The organism is Romboutsia lituseburensis, assembly GCF_024723825.1.
Lineage (GTDB): Bacteria > Bacillota > Clostridia > Peptostreptococcales > Peptostreptococcaceae > Romboutsia_F > Romboutsia_F lituseburensis_A.
On the sequence record NZ_JANQBQ010000001.1, the window covers coordinates 2902152 to 2925815 of the forward strand.

General features: G+C 26.5%; 22 protein-coding genes and 1 pseudogene. 21 read left to right on the plus strand and 2 right to left on the minus strand.

Annotated elements, in window-relative coordinates; translation table 11 throughout:
• Window positions 1-37 precede the first annotated feature (37 nt).
• From NWE74_RS14145 to NWE74_RS14155, 3 genes are all read left to right on the plus strand, one after another.
• Window positions 38-1711: a MutS-related protein gene (locus tag NWE74_RS14145; protein ID WP_258243640.1), complete on the plus strand. Its 1674-nt coding sequence runs from the start codon at window positions 38-40 to the stop codon at window positions 1709-1711.
• Window positions 1712-1830: 119 nt separating this feature from the next.
• Entirely contained in the window at window positions 1831-2010 is a 180-nt protein-coding gene (locus NWE74_RS14150; protein ID WP_258243641.1) for a hypothetical protein, read from the plus strand.
• Window positions 2011-2484: 474 nt separating this feature from the next.
• Window positions 2485-3840, plus strand: coding sequence for a Na+/H+ antiporter NhaC family protein (locus NWE74_RS14155; protein WP_258243642.1), 1356 nt, complete (start codon window positions 2485-2487; stop codon window positions 3838-3840).
• A 17-nt stretch (window positions 3841-3857) separates the two neighbouring features.
• Here the strand turns inward: NWE74_RS14155 and NWE74_RS14160 are convergent, their stop codons facing one another.
• Window positions 3858-4187 carry a winged helix-turn-helix transcriptional regulator gene (locus tag NWE74_RS14160; RefSeq protein ID WP_258243643.1) on the minus strand — a complete coding sequence of 110 codons (330 nt, stop codon included), beginning with the start codon at window positions 4185-4187 and terminating at the stop codon, window positions 3858-3860.
• Between the two features lie 277 nt (window positions 4188-4464).
• Between NWE74_RS14160 and NWE74_RS14165 the strand changes: the two are divergent.
• From NWE74_RS14165 to NWE74_RS14190, 6 genes and pseudogenes are all read left to right on the plus strand, one after another.
• Window positions 4465-5541, plus strand: a pseudogene (locus NWE74_RS14165) (NADH:flavin oxidoreductase); the annotation flags it as partial.
• Between the two features lie 136 nt (window positions 5542-5677).
• Complete coding sequence (locus NWE74_RS14170) at window positions 5678-6049, plus strand: VOC family protein (protein WP_258243644.1); 372 nt, start codon at window positions 5678-5680, stop codon at window positions 6047-6049.
• 84 nt (window positions 6050-6133) lie between these two features.
• Window positions 6134-6436 (plus strand): PTS sugar transporter subunit IIBC, encoded by a 303-nt coding sequence (locus NWE74_RS14175; protein ID WP_258243645.1) that lies wholly within the window; start codon window positions 6134-6136, stop codon window positions 6434-6436.
• 356 nt (window positions 6437-6792) lie between these two features.
• Window positions 6793-7641, plus strand: coding sequence for a metallophosphoesterase (locus tag NWE74_RS14180; RefSeq protein WP_258243646.1), 849 nt, complete (start codon window positions 6793-6795; stop codon window positions 7639-7641).
• A 54-nt stretch (window positions 7642-7695) separates the two neighbouring features.
• Complete coding sequence (locus NWE74_RS14185) at window positions 7696-7968, plus strand: hypothetical protein (protein WP_258243647.1); 273 nt, start codon at window positions 7696-7698, stop codon at window positions 7966-7968.
• Between the two features lie 205 nt (window positions 7969-8173).
• Window positions 8174-10087 carry an FUSC family protein gene (locus NWE74_RS14190; RefSeq protein WP_258243648.1) on the plus strand — a complete coding sequence of 638 codons (1914 nt, stop codon included), beginning with the start codon at window positions 8174-8176 and terminating at the stop codon, window positions 10085-10087.
• On the opposite strand, the gene NWE74_RS14195 is transcribed toward NWE74_RS14190, so the two are convergent.
• The gene (locus tag NWE74_RS14195; RefSeq protein WP_258243649.1) at window positions 10084-10536 is read right to left on the minus strand and encodes a MarR family winged helix-turn-helix transcriptional regulator; all 453 of its coding nucleotides are present in this window, start codon (window positions 10534-10536) and stop codon (window positions 10084-10086) included. The two genes, NWE74_RS14190 and NWE74_RS14195, sit on opposite strands and share 4 nt — an antisense overlap.
• 480 nt (window positions 10537-11016) lie before the next feature.
• On the opposite strand from NWE74_RS14195, the gene NWE74_RS14200 reads away from it, so the two are divergent.
• The 12 genes from NWE74_RS14200 (at window position 11017) to NWE74_RS14255 (ending at window position 23661) form a co-directional block, all read left to right on the plus strand.
• The gene (locus NWE74_RS14200; protein ID WP_258243650.1) at window positions 11017-13236 is read left to right on the plus strand and encodes an ABC transporter ATP-binding protein; all 2220 of its coding nucleotides are present in this window, start codon (window positions 11017-11019) and stop codon (window positions 13234-13236) included.
• Window positions 13229-15085 carry an ABC transporter ATP-binding protein gene (locus NWE74_RS14205; RefSeq protein WP_258243651.1) on the plus strand — a complete coding sequence of 619 codons (1857 nt, stop codon included), beginning with the start codon at window positions 13229-13231 and terminating at the stop codon, window positions 15083-15085. The genes NWE74_RS14200 and NWE74_RS14205 overlap by 8 nt, the downstream gene beginning before the upstream one ends.
• A gap of 427 nt (window positions 15086-15512) precedes the next feature.
• Window positions 15513-15989 (plus strand): PTS galactosamine transporter subunit IIB, encoded by a 477-nt coding sequence (agaB, locus tag NWE74_RS14210; RefSeq protein ID WP_258243652.1) that lies wholly within the window; start codon window positions 15513-15515, stop codon window positions 15987-15989.
• 14 nt (window positions 15990-16003) lie between these two features.
• The gene (locus NWE74_RS14215) at window positions 16004-16771 is read left to right on the plus strand and encodes a PTS mannose/fructose/sorbose/N-acetylgalactosamine transporter subunit IIC (RefSeq protein ID WP_258243653.1); all 768 of its coding nucleotides are present in this window, start codon (window positions 16004-16006) and stop codon (window positions 16769-16771) included.
• Window positions 16761-17603: a PTS system mannose/fructose/sorbose family transporter subunit IID gene (locus tag NWE74_RS14220; protein ID WP_330666387.1), complete on the plus strand. Its 843-nt coding sequence runs from the start codon at window positions 16761-16763 to the stop codon at window positions 17601-17603. Before NWE74_RS14215 ends, NWE74_RS14220 begins: the two co-directional genes overlap by 11 nt.
• Window positions 17604-17613: 10 nt before the next feature.
• The gene (locus tag NWE74_RS14225; protein WP_258243654.1) at window positions 17614-18015 is read left to right on the plus strand and encodes a PTS sugar transporter subunit IIA; all 402 of its coding nucleotides are present in this window, start codon (window positions 17614-17616) and stop codon (window positions 18013-18015) included.
• Between the two features lie 91 nt (window positions 18016-18106).
• Window positions 18107-19321, plus strand: coding sequence for an ABC transporter substrate-binding protein (locus NWE74_RS14230; RefSeq protein WP_258243655.1), 1215 nt, complete (start codon window positions 18107-18109; stop codon window positions 19319-19321).
• On the plus strand, window positions 19311-20171 hold the full coding sequence (locus NWE74_RS14235) for an ABC transporter permease (protein ID WP_258243656.1): 861 nt from the start codon (window positions 19311-19313) through the stop codon (window positions 20169-20171). Before NWE74_RS14230 ends, NWE74_RS14235 begins: the two co-directional genes overlap by 11 nt.
• 8 nt (window positions 20172-20179) lie before the next feature.
• Window positions 20180-20974: an ABC transporter permease gene (locus NWE74_RS14240; RefSeq protein WP_258243657.1), complete on the plus strand. Its 795-nt coding sequence runs from the start codon at window positions 20180-20182 to the stop codon at window positions 20972-20974.
• 17 nt (window positions 20975-20991) lie between these two features.
• Window positions 20992-22020 carry an ABC transporter ATP-binding protein gene (locus NWE74_RS14245; protein ID WP_258243658.1) on the plus strand — a complete coding sequence of 343 codons (1029 nt, stop codon included), beginning with the start codon at window positions 20992-20994 and terminating at the stop codon, window positions 22018-22020.
• Between the two features lie 107 nt (window positions 22021-22127).
• The gene (locus NWE74_RS14250; RefSeq protein WP_258243659.1) at window positions 22128-22535 is read left to right on the plus strand and encodes a rhodanese-like domain-containing protein; all 408 of its coding nucleotides are present in this window, start codon (window positions 22128-22130) and stop codon (window positions 22533-22535) included.
• A 199-nt stretch (window positions 22536-22734) separates the two neighbouring features.
• Window positions 22735-23661 (plus strand): HD domain-containing protein, encoded by a 927-nt coding sequence (locus NWE74_RS14255; protein WP_258243660.1) that lies wholly within the window; start codon window positions 22735-22737, stop codon window positions 23659-23661.
• The last annotated feature ends 3 nt before the right edge of the window (window positions 23662-23664 follow it).

The window sequence follows — 23664 nt, forward strand, 5'->3', positions numbered from 1 at the left end:
GCTAACATACAATTTAAATTTGATAAGGGAGTAAAAGATGAAAGATATAATAATGTTTTTATTAGGGGTTGCAGTTATTTTCTTGATAGCATTATCAGTAGCTATTTATGATAATATAAATAAATTAAAATATATTAAAAAGAAAATAATAGAAGATTACGGTAAAGAAATTGATTTAAAAGAAGTTAATATAAAAATGAATAGTGTATCAAGCTATTTTAGAAATAAAAATGAAAAGAATATAATAGATGATATAACTTGGAATGACCTTAATATGGACGATATTTTTAAAAAAATTAATAATACACAAAGTACTGCTGGATTAGAAATTTTATATAATATGCTTAGAAATCCTTTATATAATCAACAAGATTTAGATAAGAGAAATAATGTTATAGAGTATTTTAGAAAAAATGAAGCTAAAAGAAAAGAAGTACAATATATACTTGGAAAATTAGGAATTAGTGATGATTTATATACAACAAATTGCCTATATAATGAAATTGATATTAGTGGCAATAAGTTACTTAAATATAGATTATTAGCTATAGCACCTATAATAAGTTTATGTTTAATATTTATTAGTGGATACTTTATAATTTTATTTGCATTATCTATAATTTTCAATATATATATTAGTCAAAATAATAAAAAATATCATTATAATACAGAAGGATTTACATATGTAGTATCAGTAGTAAAAGCAGCTAATAAAATAAAAAGCCTAAAAATAGATGAGATTGAAAAAAATTTATATAACATAGATAGTGATTTAGAAGAAGTTAAAAACATACGAAAGAAATATATAAAACAAGATGCTAATAGTGCAATAGCTGATGTAAATGTGTTTAGTGAATATACAAAAATGATATTTCTTACAGATTTAATAACTTATGAAAAAGTAAAAAATACTATAGTTAGAAAAAGTAAAAATTTAAAATTAGTATATGAGTTTGTAGGTATTATAGATGCATTAATTGGAGTGGCGTCATTTAGAGATAGCTTAAAATATTATTCATTACCACAACTTATAAAAAGTAATAAAAAAGAAGATAATTTATTAGAATTTACAGAAATATATCATCCGTTAATTTTAAATCCAGTAACTAATAGTGGAAGTTTTTATAATAGTATTTTATTGACAGGATCAAATGCATCAGGAAAATCTACATTTATAAAAGCAGTAGCAATAAATGCTATATTAGCTCAAACAATATATACATGTTGTGCAAAAGATTATAAATCCTTATATTTTAATGTATGCACTTCAATGGCTTTAAAAGATGATATATTTAGTAATGAAAGTTATTATATAGTTGAAATAAAATCATTAAAACGAATAATAGATAATATAAATGATAATACACCTTGTTTATGTTTTGTAGATGAAATTTTAAGAGGAACAAACACTGTAGAAAGAGTGGCATCTTCTTGTGAAGTATTAAAATATTTAGGTGACAGAAATTGTATATGCTTTGCAGCAACTCATGACATAGAGCTTACACATTTATTAAATGAAAATTTTGAAAACTATCACTTTGAAGAAATTATAACTGATAAAGATATAAAATTTGATTATAAACTTTATAAAGGTAGAGCTCAAACGAGAAATGCTATAAAGTTACTTGAATTTATGAAATATGATGATTCAATAGTTTTAAATGCAGATAAAAGAGCTAAGTTATTTTTAGAAACAGGAAAATGGGCATAAATATAATTTTAAAAATAAAAAACTATATGAAATTAAATTTTCCTATAGTTTTTTTATGTTTAAATACTATTTAACTTGTCAAAACTTATAATAAGAAAGAATTAAATAGGGGGGCAAGTATGATAGTTTTAAGTAGAGAAAGTATAATAGAAGGTTTAATAGAATTAAGAGAAAAACAAGATATTGAAAATAAACTAATTATTAATAATATAAAAGATATAATAAATAATCCAGAAATTAATGATTTAGATAAATTAAAACTTATAAACAATGAAATGGGAAAAGTTGTTTTAGGTTAAAAAAGATATTAACATAATACAAATAAAAACTAATAAAATTTTCTGAAAAATGTTAATAAGTAGATATATATGTTAACAATTCTGAAAATAATTTTATTGAGATAATAATGATTATAGAGCATGAATAACATAAAAATATAATAAATAAAATATTAAAAATAATAAAATTAATTATAAAAATTAAAAAATAATAAGTAGTGTAGAATATGGTTAAAAAATTAAAGCTATATTCTTTTTTTATTGATAACTATAGTCCAAAGGGGTTAGAGAATAAAAAAAATGATGAAAAATGTTTTCCACTATAGTTATGTTGACTTGTGGATATAAAAGCAAATATTCTAGAAGTTTAAAATAAAAAATACTAATAGTTATCCACAAATAAAAATAAAATAGCATAAATAAAGAGGAATATAAATAATAGTATAGAATTAAGATAGAATTAAATTATAAAAGTATATGTAAATGGGGGAGAGTATGGAGACATGTAAAATAAATAAAAATCAAATTTATGTAATGCTGACTATGTGTATAGCACCAATAGTAATATGTGCACTTTCAAATATATCCTTAGTATATGCTTTTTTATTAAGTGTTTTATTTGCAGTGATTATATCATTAAAAAATGGATTTACAATAAAAGAATTAAAACAAATGATATTAAAGGAAATTAATGAGTGTAAAAGCTTATATGTAGTAATTTTATTAATAGGAGCCACTGTTTCTGTTTGGCTATCATCAGGTGTTGTTCCATCTATGATATTTTATGGTTTGAAATATATGGATGGTATGAACATATTATTTTCAAGTTTTTTATTAATAGCTATAAGCTCAGTTTTTATGGGAACTGCAGTTGGGACAATTAGTACAATTGGAATTGCTATATTAGGAATAGGTAAAGGATTTGAAATTCCAACAGGATTACTAGTTGGAGTAATAGTTTCTGGTGCATTTTTAGCTGATAAAATATCACCTATATCAGGTTTATTAAACCTAACATTAGCAACTACAGAAACCAGCTATAAAGAAATGGTTAAATCATCTTTAAAAACTATTATTCCTACTATAATAGTCTGTGCATTAATATACTATTTAATTGGTAACCAGTATAGTAATGTTAGCGGATCTAAAAGTTCAATAGAATTAATGAAAGCTATGAAAAAGGAATTTTTCATATCACCATATTTTATATTAGTACCAGTACTAATAGTTATACTATCTATAATAGGAATAAAATCAATATATTGTATGATGTCTGGTGTTATCATCGGAAGTATAATAAGCATCGTATTTCAAAATTTAAAATTATTAGATTTAATTAAGTATATATTTTTAGGGTTTAGTACTAATTCAAGTTCTAATATTATTAATGAAACCTTAAATAGTGGTGGGATTGTATCAATGGTATCTGTAGTTATTATAGTTATGGGAGCAATTGCTTTAGCATCAATAATGCAAGGTACGGGTATTATAAATTATTTAACTAAAGATTTAATTTATAAAATAAAAAGTAAAAAAGATTTAATTTTAAAAACAGGTATTATAAGTGGTATTCTTACAGTTATTACTTGTGACCAAACTATAGGTATTGTAGTGCCATCAAGATTATTAAAAAATAAATATGAAGAAATTGGAGTAGATAAAAGTATCTTAGCTAGAACTATATCTGATACAGGGACTATGATAGCTCCTCTTATGCCATGGAATGTAAATGGATTGATAGTAAGCTTAGTTACAGGTGTTTCATGTTTATCTTATGCACCTTTTGCAATATTATGTTTTATAACTCCTTTAATGACGGTAATAGTCTCAAATATAAATAAAAAAAAATAAAAATATTTCTCTCATTTTTATTTTAAATGAGAGAAATATTTACTAGACCAATCTTCTAAAGATTCGAGTACTATAGCTAGGTATTTACCCATATCAGTTAAGAAATATTCAACTCTAGGAGGCACTTCAGGATAAATGACTTTAGTTATTAATTTATCCTCCTCAAGTTCTTTTAGCTTTTCTGTAAGAGCTTTTTGATTTACACCATATGTTATTCTTTGAAGCCCCAAAAATCTTTTCTCACCTTTATTTAAATGATAGATAATTACAGCTTTCAATTTACCTCTTATCATCTCCATAGCTAAATCAAGTAAACAAACGTAATTTTTTTCTTTATAAGATATCATAATATTATCCTTTATTTATATTTTAAAAATAGTTTTTACTCTAAGCAACTATTATACTATAATAATTTTTAAATTATTAAGTTAATTAATAAATATTATAAATATGCATTTAATAAAATATAAATAATATTTAAAGTAAAGAGATTAAAGGTCACCTAGAGGTAAGTAACAGACCTAAAAGTATGTATTGTATATATATGTAAATAAAATATATACTTATCATATATAAATATAATAAAATAAGGAGTGTAATGTCTTAAAAAATCTTTTTGATAATACCAAAATTTTAAATATAAAGTTAAAAAATAGATTTTTTAGAAGTGCTGTGTGGGAAAACTTAGCAGATGACAAAGGACACTTGACAGATAGACTAAAGTTAGTTTATGAAGAATTAGCTAATGGTGGCGTAGGAACTATAATAACTGGATATGCTTTTATTACAGAGGAAGAACAACCAAATCCAGGTATGATGGGAATTTATGAAGATTCTTTTATAGAAGAATATAAAAGCTTAACTGAAAAAATTCATGGACTGGGAAGCAATATAGTAATGCAAATTGTATATGGTGGATTTATGACTAATTTTAATATAAATGATAGAGTTATATTTGGACCATCAAACATGGTTTGTGAAACTACAGGAGCTAAGGCTAAAGAGATGACAAAAAAAGAAATCAATTATATTGTTGAATCTTTTACAGATGCAGCATTAAGAGTTAAAGAATCAGGGTTTGATGGAGTTCAAATCCACGCAGCTCATGGATATTTGCTAAGCCAATTTTTATCTCCATATTATAACAAAAGAACTGACGAATATGGTGGTTGTATTGAAAATAGAGGAAGAATAATTTTTGAAGTGTATAAGGCAATAAGAAATAAGGTTGGAGAAGAATTTCCTATATTTATTAAGTTAAATTCAGAAGATGGGCTAGAAAATGATGGACTTACAAGAGAAGATAGCTTATATATAGCTAAAAAGTTATCAGAGTTGGGAATAAATGCTATAGAGGTTAGTGGTGGAAATAGTGCAATAAAGGAAGTAGCTCAAAATAATTTAGGAGCTGGTAGAAAAAAAATACTAGGAAACAAAGAAAAAGAGTCTTATTTTAAAGAATATGCAAAAAAATTAGCCTCACAAATAGATATACCTGTGATATTAGTTGGAGGAAATCGAAGTTTAGATGTAATGAATGAATTACTGAATGAACATGATATAGAATACTTTAGCCTAGCAAGACCTTTAATATGTGAACCTGATTTAATAAATCAGTGGAATCAAGGGAATAGAAAATATCCTAAGTGTATTTCTTGTGGAAACTGTTATAAAGAAGAAAAATCTTGTATATTAAGTTAATGTAGGTAATAATATTAATTAAATATAAATCAATTATAATCTGAAGTTATTTTTAATTAAGTCATTAATTTAAAGATTTTATTGAAGTATATTTATTGAAATAAAAATTAATTATAATAAAGTTGGAGGAGAAAAAATGAAATTTAAATTTTGTCACAATAATTTTAATGTATTAAATCTTGAAAAAAGTATAGAATTTTATGAAAAGGCGTTAGGTCTAAAAGAAACTAAAAGATCAGTAGCAGAAGACGGAAGCTTTATATTAGTATATTTAGGTGATGAGGAGACAAATCACAAGTTAGAATTAACTTGGCTAAGAGATTGGGATAGACCATATAACTTAGGAGATAATGAGTTCCACTTAGCTTTAAGAGTTGATGACTTTGAAGCAGCACATAAATTACACAAAGATATGGGATGTATATGCTATGAAAATGAAGCTATGGGGATATACTTTATAGCAGATCCTGATAATTATTGGATAGAAATACTTCCACCTCAAAGATAATATTAGTTAAAAGTGTACCTTGACGTAGATGACCGTAACAGTTAATAATATAATAAATAGAACAATAAAGAGAGGTACATAATTATGAATAAAAATATAGTAGCAATATGTGAAAATGAAGCAAGTGCTAAGTCGTTACAACAAGCAGCTTTAGAATTAGGATTTAATGTTAAGTATGAGGTTCAAGCAAAATCAGCTATAAAAAATGAATTATCAGAAAAGGATATAAATGAAGCTGCAATAGTACTTTTTGTAATAAGCTACGATGTAGAAGATATAGAAAAAATAGAAAGATTTATAGATCGTGAATATTATGAAGTTGAGCCACAATTTGTTATTAATGATGCAAAAGCAGTTCTTAATGAAATATCATCAGAGTTAAATTAATAAAAAGCTAGAATTCTAAGAAGTGTTAGAATTCTAGCTTTTTTTATTGATTAGAACTAAAAATATAATATAGCATAATATTATTTTAGTACTTAAGATTATATAATATCGTTTTTCATGAAACATTATCAATTAAAGATCCTTGTGACGTAAAAATGGATAACTCATCTTATAAACTGTCTAAGAAATGTGGATTTAAAGAATATGGAACTTGCTAATGGTTTGGAATAATTGTATAATCAATATTACAAAAGTCTAAGGGTATTAATATATCTTTAGACTTTTTTTGTAACTGAAATGGCAAGAAAATAGTTTAAGATATTTTTATAGACTCAAATAAAGAAAGGTAAGACATAATGAAGATCATAAATAAAATATTAAAAATAGTATTAGTATTTATAGTTTCTATATTAATATTATCAGTCGCTATGTTCGGGTATTCAAAGTATATAGAACCAAAGTTGTTAACAGTTAAGAATTATGAAATAAATGAAAATAAAGATAAAAGTACTCAAACTATCAAGGTAGTTCAATTTACAGATAGTCAGCTAGGAGATTTTTATGAATTATCTCAGTTAGAAGACGTAGTTGAAAAAATAAATAAGCAAAATCCAGATATAGTTGTTTTTACTGGGGATTTGATTGATAAGATGAGTAAATATGAAGAAAAGGAAAATGTTTCTAATGTACTTTCAAAAATAAATGCGGATTTAGGAAAATTTGCGATATGGGGTAATCATGATTATGGGGGAGGAGGTCATAAGTATTACGATAACATAATGGAAAAGGCTGGATTTAAAGTTTTGGTTAATGAAACAATAGAAATAGTATTAAATAATAATAAAAGTTTATCAATTTATGGGCTAGATGAAGCCATGTTTGGAAGTCCAGATTCTAAGTCATTAATTAAAAATATGAAAAAAAGTAATTTTAATTTACTATTATTGCACGAACCTGATTTAATAGATGGATTTAAAAATTCAAATGTTAATTTAGCTTTAGCTGGCCATAGTCATGGTGGTCAAGTAGCAGTACCTTTTATGGGAGCGATAATTACACCACCTATAGCTAAAAAATATACAAAAGGATTTTACGATATAGAAAAAGATATAAAATTATATGTAAATACAGGGCTTGGAAACACGAAAATGCCATATCGATTTATGAATATACCGCAAATATCAGTATTTAATATAAGTATTTAAATAATATCACAATATTAATTCACCTGAATATATTAGTTGTAAGAGGTGAATGAGATGAATTCTAAAATAGATAAAGATGGATTTTTGTTCAATATATTTGGAAGTGTTAGAAAAATAATTGCACTTTTATTGACTATAGTTTTTTGTTATTTAAGTATAGAAGGAAAAGTTACTCAAGAACAATTTATACCTGTATTTAGTATGGTCCTTGGTTATTATTTTGGTCGTTCTACAGCTTTAGATATACCAGGAAAACATAAAAATCAAATTGAAAACTCTACAGATATTATTCCAGAAATTGATCCACAAGATCAAGAACAAAAATAATTATGTTTAGAAATAAGTGCCTATTACAAAAGTTACTAGGCACTATTTTTGTGCAAATAAGTATATCTATAACAAACTAATGTAAAATATATATAACACACAAAAAATATAAAAGGCATATAATCTACACATCGATAAATTGTCCTGTTGGAATTAAAAAATGATATACATTAAAATGATAATATTATCAGAAAGGGATGATCATATGGACAAAAAAACAATTTTATCAAAAACCATGTTATTTATTTTTATAGTAGCATTTGTAATTTTTTTCAAAACTATATTTGGAGATGAAAATACACTTGTAGGTGTTACAACTATTACAGCAACATTAATGCTTTTACATCGAGACTTAACATTATCACCTCTAAAAAATACAGCTAGATTGATAGTATTGAATTTATTTATAGGTATATCATCAGTTTTAGCAGCTTCAAATATGTGGCTAGGAATACCTGTAAATTTTATAACTTTATTTACTATAAGTTACTTACTTTGCTATAGTTTGAGAAATTCAATGTACTTACCGTTTTCATTACAGTATTTATTTTTATTAGCAAATCCAATACCACAAAATTTAATATCTATTAGGTTAGCATCGTTAGTATTTGGAGCATTAGTTATAATGTTTGCTCAGATAATTGCTAATAAGAATAAAATTAAAAAAAGTGGAGACAAAATTTTAATTAGTATATGTAATAGTATATTATATAAAATTGAATTATTAAAAACTAATGGTGATATTAGTACTTTAAAAGAGGATATAAATTTACAATTAAATTCTTTTAGAAGTATGATATATGATAAAAGGGAATCGGATTTTTATTTAACGGAAGAAGCAAGAATAAAATTAAATCTATCAGTTTCTTTAGAATCAATAAATATGTTATTAGATAAAATAAATGATTTGTCAGAAGTAGCTTTTATTATAAATAATTTAGAATTATTTTTAGAAGAAGTTAAAGCTGTATTACAAGATAATGATTACGAAAAATTGTCAAAAAAGATGAAGCATTTATTAGTTGAATGTGAAGACGAAGGTATAGATGATTTATATTCACTACAAATGCTAGACAGTATAATTTTATTATGTGATAGTATTGGAGAACTAAGAAACTTAGATAAATCTAATTTTAATAAGATACATAGAATAGGAAAAAAACCAGAAAATTTCAAGCATAGTATATTTAAAATAGCTTTTTCAAAAACTAAATCTATAAGATTTTGTTATGCTATTAGAGTGGCTACAGGTATAACTCTTGGTGCATTTATAATGGATTATTTTAAATTCACAGAAGGTCGTTGGATAGTATTTACATTATTGTCGTTAATAAATCCTATTTATGAGGTATCTAAATCAAAGACAAAAGATAGAATTGTAGCAACATTAATAGGAGCTGTGATTATATTAGTGTTATTTGGAATATTTAAAGATTCTACAAGTAGATTAGTTATAATCATGTTGACTGGATATATATCTAATTACACTGTCAAATATAAATATAGTATGATATGTACGACGGTATCTGCTATAGGATCAGCCGCTTTGGTAGGAAATGTACAGGAATTAACAATAGATAGAATTTTATTTGTTTTAATTGGCATGGCTTTAGCTATATTAATAAATGCGTTTGTACTACCTTATAGATTAGAGGATTCTATAAACGAATTAAAAGAAATGTATGATAGTGTAATTAAAGAAATGATATCAGAAATATACAATATAGCTAATGGTAATAAACAGATAAATACTATCAAAAACTTATTTATAATAACTTCATTTATAGAAAATAAAGCTATGCTGAATAGTCAGATATCAAAAAATGAAATAAGTGCAAAAATAATAAAAGAACAAAGACTTTTAGTTACAAATGTATATGAGTTATATACTTGGATAGCTAAAGAAAAGATAAACCCTAAATATGCAAATAAAATTTTATCATCTGTAAATCAATTGATAATAAACCAAGGAGAGTCTTTAGAAAATAAATTTGAAACAATACAAAAATATATAAGTGAAATTAAAGATTTAAAAACAAAAATAACACTAAGTAGTGTATTAATAATATTGCAAGAAATAAAAGAAATAAAAAATTTAAATTTAAAAGCTCAGATTTAATCTTCTGAGCTTATTTCTGTTAATACTTCTTTTAAATTTTCTAAAGAAATAAGTAGCTTATCTTTTTGACCATCTGGTAAAGGTGATAATCTTTCTTTTAAAGTTAATTTAACGTTTTCAAACTTTGCATCTAGATAAGTATGTCCTTTTTCTGTCAAATCAATATTTATAATTCTTCTATCTTTCTGATCAGGAAATCTCTCTATCATGTCTTCATCTATAAGTTTATTTAAAAGTTTGGTCATATTAGGTGTTGAAATTAATAATTTTTTTGCTACCTCAGATATGGGTTGCTTACCAGTATCTTTTAAAACTGCCATTATTTGAAATTGAGAATGATTAAATGTATCATGTGCAAATCCACAATTTCTTCTTATTAATTTTTTCTGAAACAGTGGCATAATAGTTATGAAATTTTGAACTATTAATTCTAATTTTGTATCATTCATTAATAAATACCTCCATTGTATTATTCTTATTATAATACATTAAATTATACTTAAGTTACATCTTAATAAACTAAATATATAACGTACCTACTATAGGCTTTATAATTAAATATAATTTTTAACAATGACTCTATAAATTAATTAAAGTAATTTGTTATGAATTAAAATTTTAACATTAAAATCATTGTTATGTAAATGTATTTGCATAAATTTTAACTGTATAATAATTAAATATAAGTCTTTAAAAATATGTAAACGTTACATTAAATTTAGCTACAAAAATTTAATATAAAATTCATATTTAAATCATTGACTTTTTTGTAAACTTATATATACTTAAAAAGTATAATAGTTAAAATGTATAACTATTAATTAATATAACTAATAATATTATATACTAAAATTATTTTTAATGGATAAAAAATATAATTTTTTTAGTTTATATTTAAATTTAAGTAATATGGAGGCAGAGAACGAGGAATGTTTAAGATTTTTAGGTACTTAAAACCATTTATAGTTTCGATTGTGGCAGTAGTTATGCTACTAGTAGTTCAAGCGGTATGTGATCTTTCATTGCCAGACTATACATCAAATATTGTAAATGTTGGAATTCAGCAAAGTGGTATAGAAAATGCAGTTCCTAAAGTGATTCGTGAAAGTGAATTAAATAAAAATACACTGTTCATGAACAATAGTGACAAAGAAAAAATAGAAAAAAGCTACACATTATTAGATAAAAATAAATTGAGTAAAGAAGAGTATGATAAAGAAGTAAAGCAATATCCAGCTCTTAAAAATCAACCAATTTATAAATTAAACACTAAAGATGAAGCAACTATTGATGAACTTAACAAAATAATGAGTAAATCAATGATGAGAGTAGCTGGTGTTGAAATGGCAAGTGAAAAAGGCGCAATTCCAAATATTCCTCAAAATATGAATATATGGACAGTTCTTGAGCAAATGCCTATAGACCAGTTAGATCAAATGACTAAAGAAATAGATAAAAACATAAATAAATTAGATGATAGCATGTTAACTCAAGCATCAATAAATTCTGTTAAATCAGAATATGAAAAAGTTGGTTTAGATATAGAAAAATTACAAACAAATTATATATTTAAATCAGGAGGAATAATGCTGCTAGTAGCTCTTATAAGTATGGCTGCAACAGTAACAGTTGGGTTCTTAGCAGCAAAAATAGCTGCTGGAATGGGTAAAAACCTTCGTAAAGATGTATTTAGAAAAGTTGTAGGATTTTCGAATGTAGAATTTGATAAGTTTTCGACAGCATCGTTAATAACTCGTAGTACTAATGATATACAACAAATACAAACTTTAATGGTAATGCTAGTTAGAATGGTATTTTACGCTCCTATATTAGGTATAGGTGGAGTAATAAAAGTTTTAGATACTGATACATCAATGGCATGGATAATAGGGGTTGCAGTAGTTGCAATATTATCTCTTGTATCAGTTTTATTTGGTTTAGCAATACCAAGATTTAAGAAAGTTCAAAAATTAGTCGATAAATTAAACTTAGTAACACGTGAATCTTTAACAGGAATGTTAGTTATAAGAGCTTTTGGTACACAAAAAATAGAAGAAGAAAGATTTGATGAAACAAATGGACTTCTTAGAAAAACAAATACATTTGTTAATCGTATAATGTCAATGATGATGCCAATGATGATGTTAATAATGAACATTATAACTATATTAATAGTATGGGTAGGTGCACATAATGTTGATGCTGGATCTATGCAAGTTGGGGATATGATGGCATTTATACAATATGCTATGCAAATAATAATGTCATTCTTAATGATATCAATGTTATCTGTAATATTACCAAGAGCATCTGTATCAGCTACTCGTATAAGTGAAGTTTTAAATACAGATATAAGTATAAAGGATGCTAATGATACTAAAAAACTTGATAAGTCAAAAGATGGATATATAGAATTTAAAAATGTATCATTTAAATATCCAGATGCAGAAGATGATGTAATAAGTGATATAAGCTTTACAGCTAAACCAGGTGAGACTACTGCATTTATAGGAAGTACAGGTAGTGGTAAGTCTACACTTATAAACTTAATACCTCGTTTCTTTGATGTAACTTCAGGGGAAGTATTAGTAAATGGAGTTAATATAAAAGAAGTAAGTCAACATGAACTTAGAGGGAAAATAGGATATGTCCCTCAAAAGGGAATTTTATTCTCAGGAACTATAGATAGCAATATAAGATATGGTGTACAAGATGCGACTAAAGAAGAAATAGAAAAAGCATCAACAATAGCTCAAGCAATGGAGTTTATACAAGATAAACCGGATAAATTTGAAACTGAAATAGCTCAAGGTGGTACTAATGTGTCAGGTGGTCAGAAGCAAAGACTTTCAATAGCTCGTGCTTTAGCTAAAAATCCAAATATATTTATATTTGATGATAGTTTCTCTGCTTTAGATTTAAAAACTGATGCAAAACTTAGAAGAGAGCTAAAGCCTGAAACTAAGGACTCAACAGTATTAATAGTAGCTCAGAGAATAAGTACTATAATGAATGCAGACCAAATTATAGTTCTTGATGAAGGTAAGATGGTAGGTAAAGGTAAACATGAGGAACTTCTACAAGATTGTGAAGTATACAAACAAATAGCACTATCTCAGCTTTCAAAGGAGGAGTTAGCACATGAGTAATCCAAGAAGGAAAAGAGCAGGAGGTCCAATGGGTGGCCCTATGGGTCATGGCATGGGTGGAACTGAAAAAGCAAAAGACTTTAAAGGAACAATGAAAAAATTACTACAGCATTTAAAGCCATATAAAATAGCTATGATATTTGTTGTAATATTTGCAATAGGAAGTGCGGCCTTTAATATAGTAGGACCTAAAATATTAGGTAACGCAACAACAGAGATATTTGAAGGATTAGTTGCTAAGGTTAGTGGAACTGGAAATGGTATAGATTTTGATTCGATTTTAAAAACATTAACTATGCTATCTGTATTGTATGTTATAAGTGCAGTATTTTCATTTATACAAACTTTTGTAACATCAGATATATCTCAAAAAGTATCTTATAACTTAAGAAAAGAAATATCTGAAAAAATAAATAGATTACCTCTTAATTACTTTGATAAAAAGACTCATGGAGAAGTTTTATCAAGAGTAACTAATGATGTAGATGCAATAAGTCAAAACTTAAATCAAATATTATCTCAGATGATAACATCAATAACAACTATTATAGGGGTACTTATAATGATGTTATCAATAAGTGTAAGTATGACATTAGTAAGTTTAGTGATAATACCTATGTCTTTAATATTTATAATGATAGTAGTAAAAAAATCACAAAAACACTTTAAATCACAACAAGAATACTTAGGTCATACAAATGGTCACGTAGAAGAAATTTATAGTGGTCATACTATAATGAAGGCATTTAATGGTGAGGAAAAAGCTATAGCTGAATTTGATGAGTTAAATGATACTTTATATAACTCAGCTTGGAAGTCTCAATTCTTATCAGGAATGATGATGCCAATAATGACATTTATAGGTAACTTAGGATATGTAATGGTAGCCATAATGGGTGGATACTTAACAATAAAGAAAACTATACAAGTTGGTGATATATTATCATTTATACAATATACTAAGTCATTCACTCAACCTATAGCTCAAAGTGCTCAGATAGCCAATGTAATGCAAGCAACAGCAGCTGCGGCTGAAAGAGTATTTGAGTTTTTAGGAGAAGGCGAGGAAGAAGCTGATACAACAAATCCTGCTTCAACTGAGAATATAAAAGGTGAAGTTAAATTTAAAAATGTTCATTTTGGATATAACGAAGATCATACAATAATAAATGATTTTTCTGTTAATATAAAACCAGGTCAAAAGGTTGCTATAGTAGGTCCAACAGGGGCTGGTAAAACAACTATAGTAAAATTACTTATGAGATTCTATGAATTAAATAGTGGGAATATATTAATAGATGGTCATGATTTAAAAGATTTTACTCGTGATGATTTAAGAAGTATGTTTGGTATGGTACTGCAAGATACTTGGTTATTTAATGGTAGTATCATGGAAAATATAAGATATGGAAAATTAGAAGCTAGTAATGATGATGTAGTAAAAGCTGCTAAGTTAGCTCATGCACATCATTTTATAAAAACATTAGCTGATGGATATAATATGGAAATAAATGAAGAAGCTAACAATATATCTCAAGGTCAAAAACAGTTATTAACAATAGCTAGAGCAATACTTGCGGATCCTAAGATATTAATACTTGATGAAGCAACAAGTTCTGTAGATACACGTACAGAAGTACTAATACAACAAGCAATGGAAAATCTTATGGCAGATAGAACAAGCTTTATAATAGCTCATAGGCTATCAACAATAAGAAATGCAGACTTAATATTAGTGATGAAGGATGGAGATATAGTAGAACAAGGAAGCCATGATGAATTATTAAATACAAATGGGTTCTATTCAGAACTTTATAATAGCCAGTTTGAAGAAACTGAAGCTTGCTAAAAATAAATAATTTTAATTAAACACCTATTTAGCTTAAGTAGTCTAATATAAGAATACTTTTAGTTAAATAGGTGTTTTTTTGCTTAAGGAAATTATGATACTTCAGAGTCTTTGGATAATTACTGTAATTGAGTAATACCAGATATTGTGACTAGCGTAAAAATACATTTTTGAGAAACAGACGAAGTCGTTGAGGACTTGATCTAATCTAGTAAAAATTTATTCAAATTATGGTTGTATAAAAAGTAAATTTAACATATAGATACTTATAAAGAGAGCCATTTAGTTAAATACAAAAAGACAAATACAAAAGACAAAATTACAAATACATAAAAGATAAAGGATACTACAATTAAATTATAAAAAGGAACGATTTCCTAAAATTGTAGAACGAGTAATCATATTTAATTTATAAGGGGTGGAGATTATGCCAAATATAGTACTAACAAGAATTGATAACAGATTAATACATGGTCAAGTAGCCACAATGTGGTCATCAAGTGTTGGAGCTAACTTGCTATTAGTTGCTAATGATGAAGTTGCAACTAATGAATTTAGACAGGGACTTATGGATATGGCAGCGCCGAGTTTTGCTCAAACAAGATATTTTAGTATAGAAAAAACTATAAATATAATACACAAAGCAAGTGATGCTCAGCATATAGCAATAATATGTGAAAATCCTCAAGATGTACTTAAATTAGCAGAGGGAGGAGTACCTATAAAGAAAGTCAATATAGGAAATATGCATATGGCAGAAGGTAAAAGACAAGTGTCTAAGGCTGTGTGTGTAGATGATAAAGACGTCGAAGCCTTTAAGAAACTTAAGGAGTTAGGGGTAGAGCTAGAAATCAGGAGAGTTCCTAGTGAGTCTGCTGAGAATATAGATGAATTATTTAAATAAGGGGGTAAATGTTTATGGAATTAAGTTTTATCCAGATTGGTCTTATTCTAATAGTAACAATGATAGCTGCAGTGGATCAATTCAATTTCTTGGAGTCTTTATATAGACCTATAGTAATTGGACCGATAGTAGGGGCTATAATGGGGGATTTACAAACAGGACTTATAGTTGGTGGTTCTTATGAACTTATGATGATAGGAGCGATGCCTGTTGGAGGGGCTCAACCACCAAATGCTGTTATAGGTGGAATAATGGCTACAGTATTTGCTATTCAATCAGGGCTAGATACTGCAGCAGCATTACCTTTAGCAATACCATTTGCATTACTAGGTCAATATGCTGTTACAGCGTTATTTACAGTAATGTCACCTTTAATGGGATTATGTGACAAGGCAGCAGCAGAAGGGAACCCAGCTGGTATAGATAAAGTTAACTATATGGCTATGGGAATATTAGCATTATTGTTTGCATTAATAGTTTTAGCTGGATTATTAGCAGGTCAGACGATAGGCGAAACTTTAACTAAAGTATTACCTATACAAGTTTGGAATGGATTAACTGCAGCTGGAAAAATGATGCCTGCATTAGGATTTGCAATGTTACTTAAAGTTATGTTAAGCAAAGAATATGCAATATTTATGATATTAGGATTTGTATTAGTAGCATATGGAAAATTACCACTTTTAGCTATAGCTATGGTAGGTATAGCAGCAGCAGTTTATGACTTCCACATAAGTATGAAAACTAAAAATACAGGAGGAGGTATGACAGATGGCATCTAATACTGAAACTATGATGAGAGGACAGAAAGAATATATAGACAAAACTGAAGGTGAAAATCTTGATAATAAAACGTTAAACCAAATGGCTTGGAGATCTATGTTTTTACAAGCATCATTTAATTATGAAAGAATGCAAGCTGGAGGTTGGTTATATTCAATACTTCCAGGATTAAAGAAAATACACAAAAATAAGGAAGATTTATCAACATCAATGAAACACAATTTAGAGTTTTTTAACTGCCATCCATTTTTAATAACTTTCGTTATGGGGATAGTATTATCTCTTGAGCAAAAAAAATCAGATGTTCAAACTATACGTGCTTTAAGAGTTGCGGCAATGGGTCCTCTAGGCGGAATAGGAGATGCAATATTCTGGTTTACTCTATTACCAATATCAGCTGGTATAGGAGCTAATCTTTCCCTTCAAGGTAGTATTTTAGGACCTATTATATTCTTTATATTATTCAATATTGTTCATTTAGGATTGAGATTTGGATTGATGCACTGGTCATATAAAGTAGGTGTTGAAGGGATAGCTAAGCTTACTAAAAATGCTAAGGAATTTACAAGAGCAGCTACAGTACTTGGTATGATAGTTGTAGGCGCTTTAATAGCTTCATATGTAAGTGTAACATTAGTTACTCCAGAATACTTAAGTATGTCAGGTACTATAGATTTACAAAAAATATTAGATTCTATAATGCCATGTCTACTACCTCTTGCTGTAACATTTGGTATGTATGGATTAGTTAAGAGAAATGTATCTCCATTAATAAATATATTAGTATTAGTTGTAATAGGTATAGCAGGTGCATTTATAGGTATATTCTAGGGGGATAAAAATGATTATAATAACTGGTCATGGAAAGTTTGCATCAGGATTAAAAACTAGCTTAGATTTAATAGTAGGAAATTATGATTTTGTAAAACCTATAGATTTTACGGAAGAAAAATTTCCAGAAAGTTTAAAATCTGAAATAAAAACATTTGTAGAACATATAGAAGGTAAAGTATATATTTTTACAGATTTAGTAGGTGGAACTCCATTTAAAGTAAGTAGCGAGTTAACTTTAGAACATTCAAATATAGAAGTTCTTTGTGGAACTAATTTACCAATGCTTGTAGAAGCTGCAATGATGGTATCTTTAGGCTTTGATTTGGATAGTGAATCTATAAAAGATGCCGGTATTAATAGTATAAGGCCACAAGTAAAAAAAGTAGTATTTTCAGAAGATGGAATATAATTCATATTAAAAAAAAGAGATACCTTAGGTATCTCTTTTGTTTTTTGGGAAAAATGATATACTGAATATAAAAATATTTAGGAGGAAAATTATGAAAAAAATATTATCGATAATGATGGCAATTATTTTAGTTGTATTTAGTGTAGTTGGGTGTTCGAAAAAAACTAATGAAGTTGACAAACAAGACGTTTTAAGTAAAACTCAAGATGAAATTATTGAGTCGGCAAAAGGAAGTACTGTTAGTTTTTATGGTTATGGTGGCGATGAGGTGATGAACAAATGGTTTGATCAAAATGTAATACCTCAAATGAAAGAAAAGTATGATATTACAGTTAAAAGGGTTGGAATGGATATTGATAACATACTCAATCAATTAATAACTGAAAAACAGGTTGAAAATGCTAATGGGACCATAGATGTAGTATGGATAAACGGAGAAAACTTTAAAAATGCAAAAGAAAATGATTTATTATTAGGATCATTTACTAAAAAACTTGAAAATTTTGAAAAATACGTAGATACAAAATCAGATGATATTAATGTTGATTTTGGTACAAATACTTCTGAGATGGAAGCTCCTTGGGGTAAATCTCAGTTTGCTATATTAAAAAATAATAAGAATGTAAATGAAAGTATAAAGAGTGCAGAGGAACTTAAAAACATAATAAAAAAATATCCAGGTAAATTTACATATCCAGCATTACCTGATTTTACAGGAAGTGCATTTGTAAGAAATATAATTTATGATGTTGTGGGATATGAAAATGTAAAAAATCTGCCAGAGGATGAAGCTAAAGTTAAAGAAGCTATAAAGCCAGCAATAGATTATTTAAATGAAATAAAGCCATATTTATGGAATAAAGGTGCGACATATCCATCTACATTATCACAATTAGATAATATGTACTCAGACAATGAAGTTTATTTTACAATGACATATGCGCCATCAAGCGTATTTAAGAGAATAGAAAGTGGTGAATTTGATAAAGAAACAAAAAAAGTTAAATTTGATAAAGGAAGCTTAGGCAATACTCATTTTTTAACTGTTCCCAAAACAAGTCCAAATCCTGAAGGGGCAATAGTTTTAATTAACTACTTATTAGGATTAGAAGCACAATCTTCAAAATCAAATATAAATAATTGGGGAGATGCATCGATTATAGATATCAATAAGTTAAATAATGATGAGAAGAAGATGTTTGACAACTCTATAGTAATAGAAAATTCAGTTCCAGAGCTAAAGGCTGGACTAGTACCAATAATAGAAAAAATATGGACTGAAGAGGTTCTAGAAAGTGCTAAATAAAATAAAACCATATATATATATAACTCCTGTAACAATGCTACTAGCTTTTGTTATGGGAGTTGGAATATTCACTTGCGTAGGACAAAGTTTAGGATATTTTCCTCAAATTGGATTAAATGAGTTAACATTTAAATATTATGAGGAGATATTTAGAGATAAAAATTTTATTAAATCTTTTTTATTTACATTAAAAATAGCTTTGATATCATCCCTTATATCTGTTCTTATAGGAGTTTTAGTTTCATATTTTCTATCTAAAAGTAAACAAACTAAATTAAGGAAGGGCATATTTAAACTGCCTATAATAGTTCCACACATTGTAGCTGTAGTAATTGTAATTATTATATTTTCACAAAGTGGAATAATATCGAGGATATTATATAATTTAGGAATAATAAATGATTCATCTCAATTTATGCAACTAGTACTAGATCAACATGGATTAGGTATAATTATGACATATATATGGAAAGGAATTCCATATGTGATAATAACGGTATATGGTATCTTAAAATCTAAAAGTGAAGAAATGGAATTAGTGGCTAAAAATTTGGGAGCGAGCGAAATACAAGTATTTAAACGTATAGTTCTACCGACAGCTATGCCTAGTATAATTTCATCTTTTTTAATATTATTTTCATTTTCATTTGGATCATTTGAAGTACCATTTTTAATTGGACCATCATCTTTACAAACACTTCCTGTATATGCATACTTGATATATTCCAGTTCGGATTTATATCAAAGACCGCTTTCGATGGGGATAAATGTAATGATATCGTTATCAAGTGTTATTTTATTAATTTTATATAATAAAGTATTTAATAAACTATATAAATTTAAATTATAGGAGTTTTTATGAATAATAAATTAAGAAAATTAGTTATATATTTGGCTATGTTAAGTATATTTATACCGATTATAATACTTACAATATGGGGATTTACTAGTTCTTGGGTTTATCCGAGGCTAATACCAGGTGAGTATTCACTAAGAGGAGTAGAATATATCTTAAATAAAGAAAATTTAATAATTTTGATAGATAGTTTGATTATATCTATTATAGTATCATTAATTACAATTTTAATTAGTATACCTGCAGCTCATTCTTTAATTATATATAATTTTAAAGGAAAAAAATTAATAGAATTATTAATATTATCACCTATAATAATTCCATTAATTTCAGTTGCTATGGGAATACATATAACTTTTCTAAAATTAAATATAGCGAACACACTACTAGGTGTAATTATTATAAATATTATACCTTGTATTCCTTATGCAGTAAGAATACTTAGTGATACTTATCAAATTGTAGGAAATAAGTTTGAAATACAGGCAAAAACTTTAGGTGCAAATAAAAAATATGTTTTTATGAAAATTACATTACCACTTTTAGCTCCAGGAATTATGAGTGCATTTAGCATGTGCTTTATAATTTCATTTAGTCAGTATTTCTTAACGATGCTTATAGGAGGAGGACGAATTATAACTTATCCTATGGTTATGTTTCCATATGTACAAAGCGGAGATAGGCTTTTGTCATCATTGTACAGTGTAGTATTTATAGCTATAAGTTTAATAGTGTTATTTATAATGCAGAGTATAGTTAATAAATTTTTTAAGTCTAAAATCAAGTTAATAGATTAAATTAGAGAGGAAATAGAATGTCTGAAGTTAAAATTTTAAGTGTGAGTAAATCTTTTGACAAAAGAAAAGTACTAAATAATATAAATATAAATATAAAAGATGGAGAATTAATATCTTTGTTAGGTCCATCGGGGTGTGGTAAAAGTACTACATTGAAATTAATAGCAGGGCTATTAAATCCGGAGGAAGGGGATATATTATTTGATAATAAATCAGTTTTAAAATTAAAAACAGAAAAAAGAGATGCCGTAATTGTTTTTCAAGAATATCTTTTATTTCCTCATATGAATATATATGAAAATATAGCATTTGGATTAAAAGCAAAGAAAATGCCTAAAAAAGATATTGATTCTAGAGTATCAAAACTATTAGAGATAATAAAATTATCAAGTGAAAAATATAAATATCCATTAGAATTATCAGGAGGACAGAAACAAAGGATAGCTATAGCTAGAGCATTAGCTATAAATCCGAAGATATTATTATTAGATGAACCTTTCTCAAGTTTAGATATAAATTTGAGAAATGAGATGAGAGAGTTTGTTTTAGAAATTCAAAAAAAATATAATATAACTACAGTATTAGTAACTCATGATAAAGAAGAAGCGTTAATTATGAGTGATAGAATAGCCGTAATGTTAGACGGAGAAATAAAGCAATTTGATACACCATATAATTTATATAAAAATCCAAAAACAAAAGAAGTCGCAAATATATTTGGAGAAAGAAATTATATAAAAGGTAAACTAGTTAATGGAATATTTAAGGCTGATAATATAAATATAGATTTAAATAACAATGAGAGCTATGAAGAGATAGAAATAATGATATCGAAAGAAGATATAATTTTAGATTTAGTAAAAGAAAATGATACTAATATGTTTACTATTACAAAAAAAAGGTATGCTGGAGATAAGACTTACTATGAAGTTAACTGTGATGAGCAAAAATTAAAGTTATCCAGTAATAATGACTCTTTAGAAATTGGAGAAAATGTGAGGTTAAAATTTAATTCAAATAACATAAAATATTTTCATGAAAAATAGTTATAGATTTAGTGAATACAAAAACATATATTATAGAAAAAAACAATAATAATTATTATTTTGACTTTGGTATAATAAAAATCGAGTATATATATTAGGAGGTCAAGATGAGAATATCTAAAAAAATGAAATCATTATTGATTGGAGCGGTAATGGTTTTAACATTAAGTAACATAGTAGGCTGTTCTTCTCAAGAGAAGGCAAACTATACAAATGTAGATGGAAAGCAAACAGAAGAAATGATAAGTAGTAAAGATGATTTACTATTAATAGATGTTAGACCAGCTGAAGAGTATAAAACTGGATATATCGAAAATAGCATAAATATACCATATGATGAAATAGAAAAGAGAATGGATGAAATTTCTGATTATAAAGATAAAACTATAATTTTATATTGTAATACAGGAAACAAAAGTGAAAAAAATGCAAAAGTATTATCAAATAATGGCTTTAAACATGTTTATAATGCTACTGACGGTGTAAAGGAATATGATTATAAATTAATAAAATAGATAAAAGCTGCCTTGAAAATTTTCAAGGCAGCTTTTTTATAAATAAGCACACAACCTTAATTATATCCATGCACTTGTCGTAAGCAAAAATTAATGACCAAAAAGTAACTTACAGCTAAATGAAATTTTCATTTAAGTAAATAGAACATAATAATGTATAATTAAGTATGATATAAAATATAAGTTTAGTGGAGGAAATATGAAAATAGTAGATTCTATATATGGTGAATTTAAGATTGAACCTATAATACAAGATTTAATAAATACTAAAGAAGTACAACGTTTGAAAAAAATTCATCAAGGTGGTGCAAACTATTTAACAAATTCAACTTGGAATGTTACTAGATATGAACACTCTATTGGGACTATGTTACTTGTTAAAATATTAGGTGGATCAGTAGAGGAACAAATAGCAGCTTTACTGCATGATGTATCTCATACTGCATTTTCACATTTAGTAGATTTAGTGCTAGAGAATGAAGATGAAGATTATCATGAAAAAATTTATAAAAAAATGATAAATGAATCACAAATACCTGAAATCTTAATTAAATATAATTATAATCCAAATGAAATTTTATTTGATGAAAAAAGATGGACAATATTAGAAAAATCATCGCCAGATTTATGTGCGGATAGAATTGATTATACATTAAGGGATATGTTTCAGTATAAAGGTATAACTAAAATAGAGATTAATAAATTTATTGAAAGCTTAATAATCTATAATGGAGAAATTGTTTTAAATAATATAGAAATAGCTGAATGGTTTACTGAGACATACTATAAAGAGGTAATAGATTTCTTTATGAATCCATTAAATGTATATTCGAATCAAATACTATCAAAAGCAATACAAAAAGCTTTGAGTAGTGGTGAAATAAATAAAAATGACTTAGAAACTGATGATGAAATTTTACTTAATAAGTTGAAAAAGACTCAGAATAAAGAAATATTAGAGTTAATATCTAAAATACATGAAGGTATACATGTAGAATATAATGAATTAAATTATGATATACATCAAACTCAGAAAATAAGATTAATAGATCCTATGGTACTTATAGATGGCAAGGCAGTGAGAGCTTCTAGTATTTCTAAAAAAATCCAAAAAAAAATAAAATAGCAC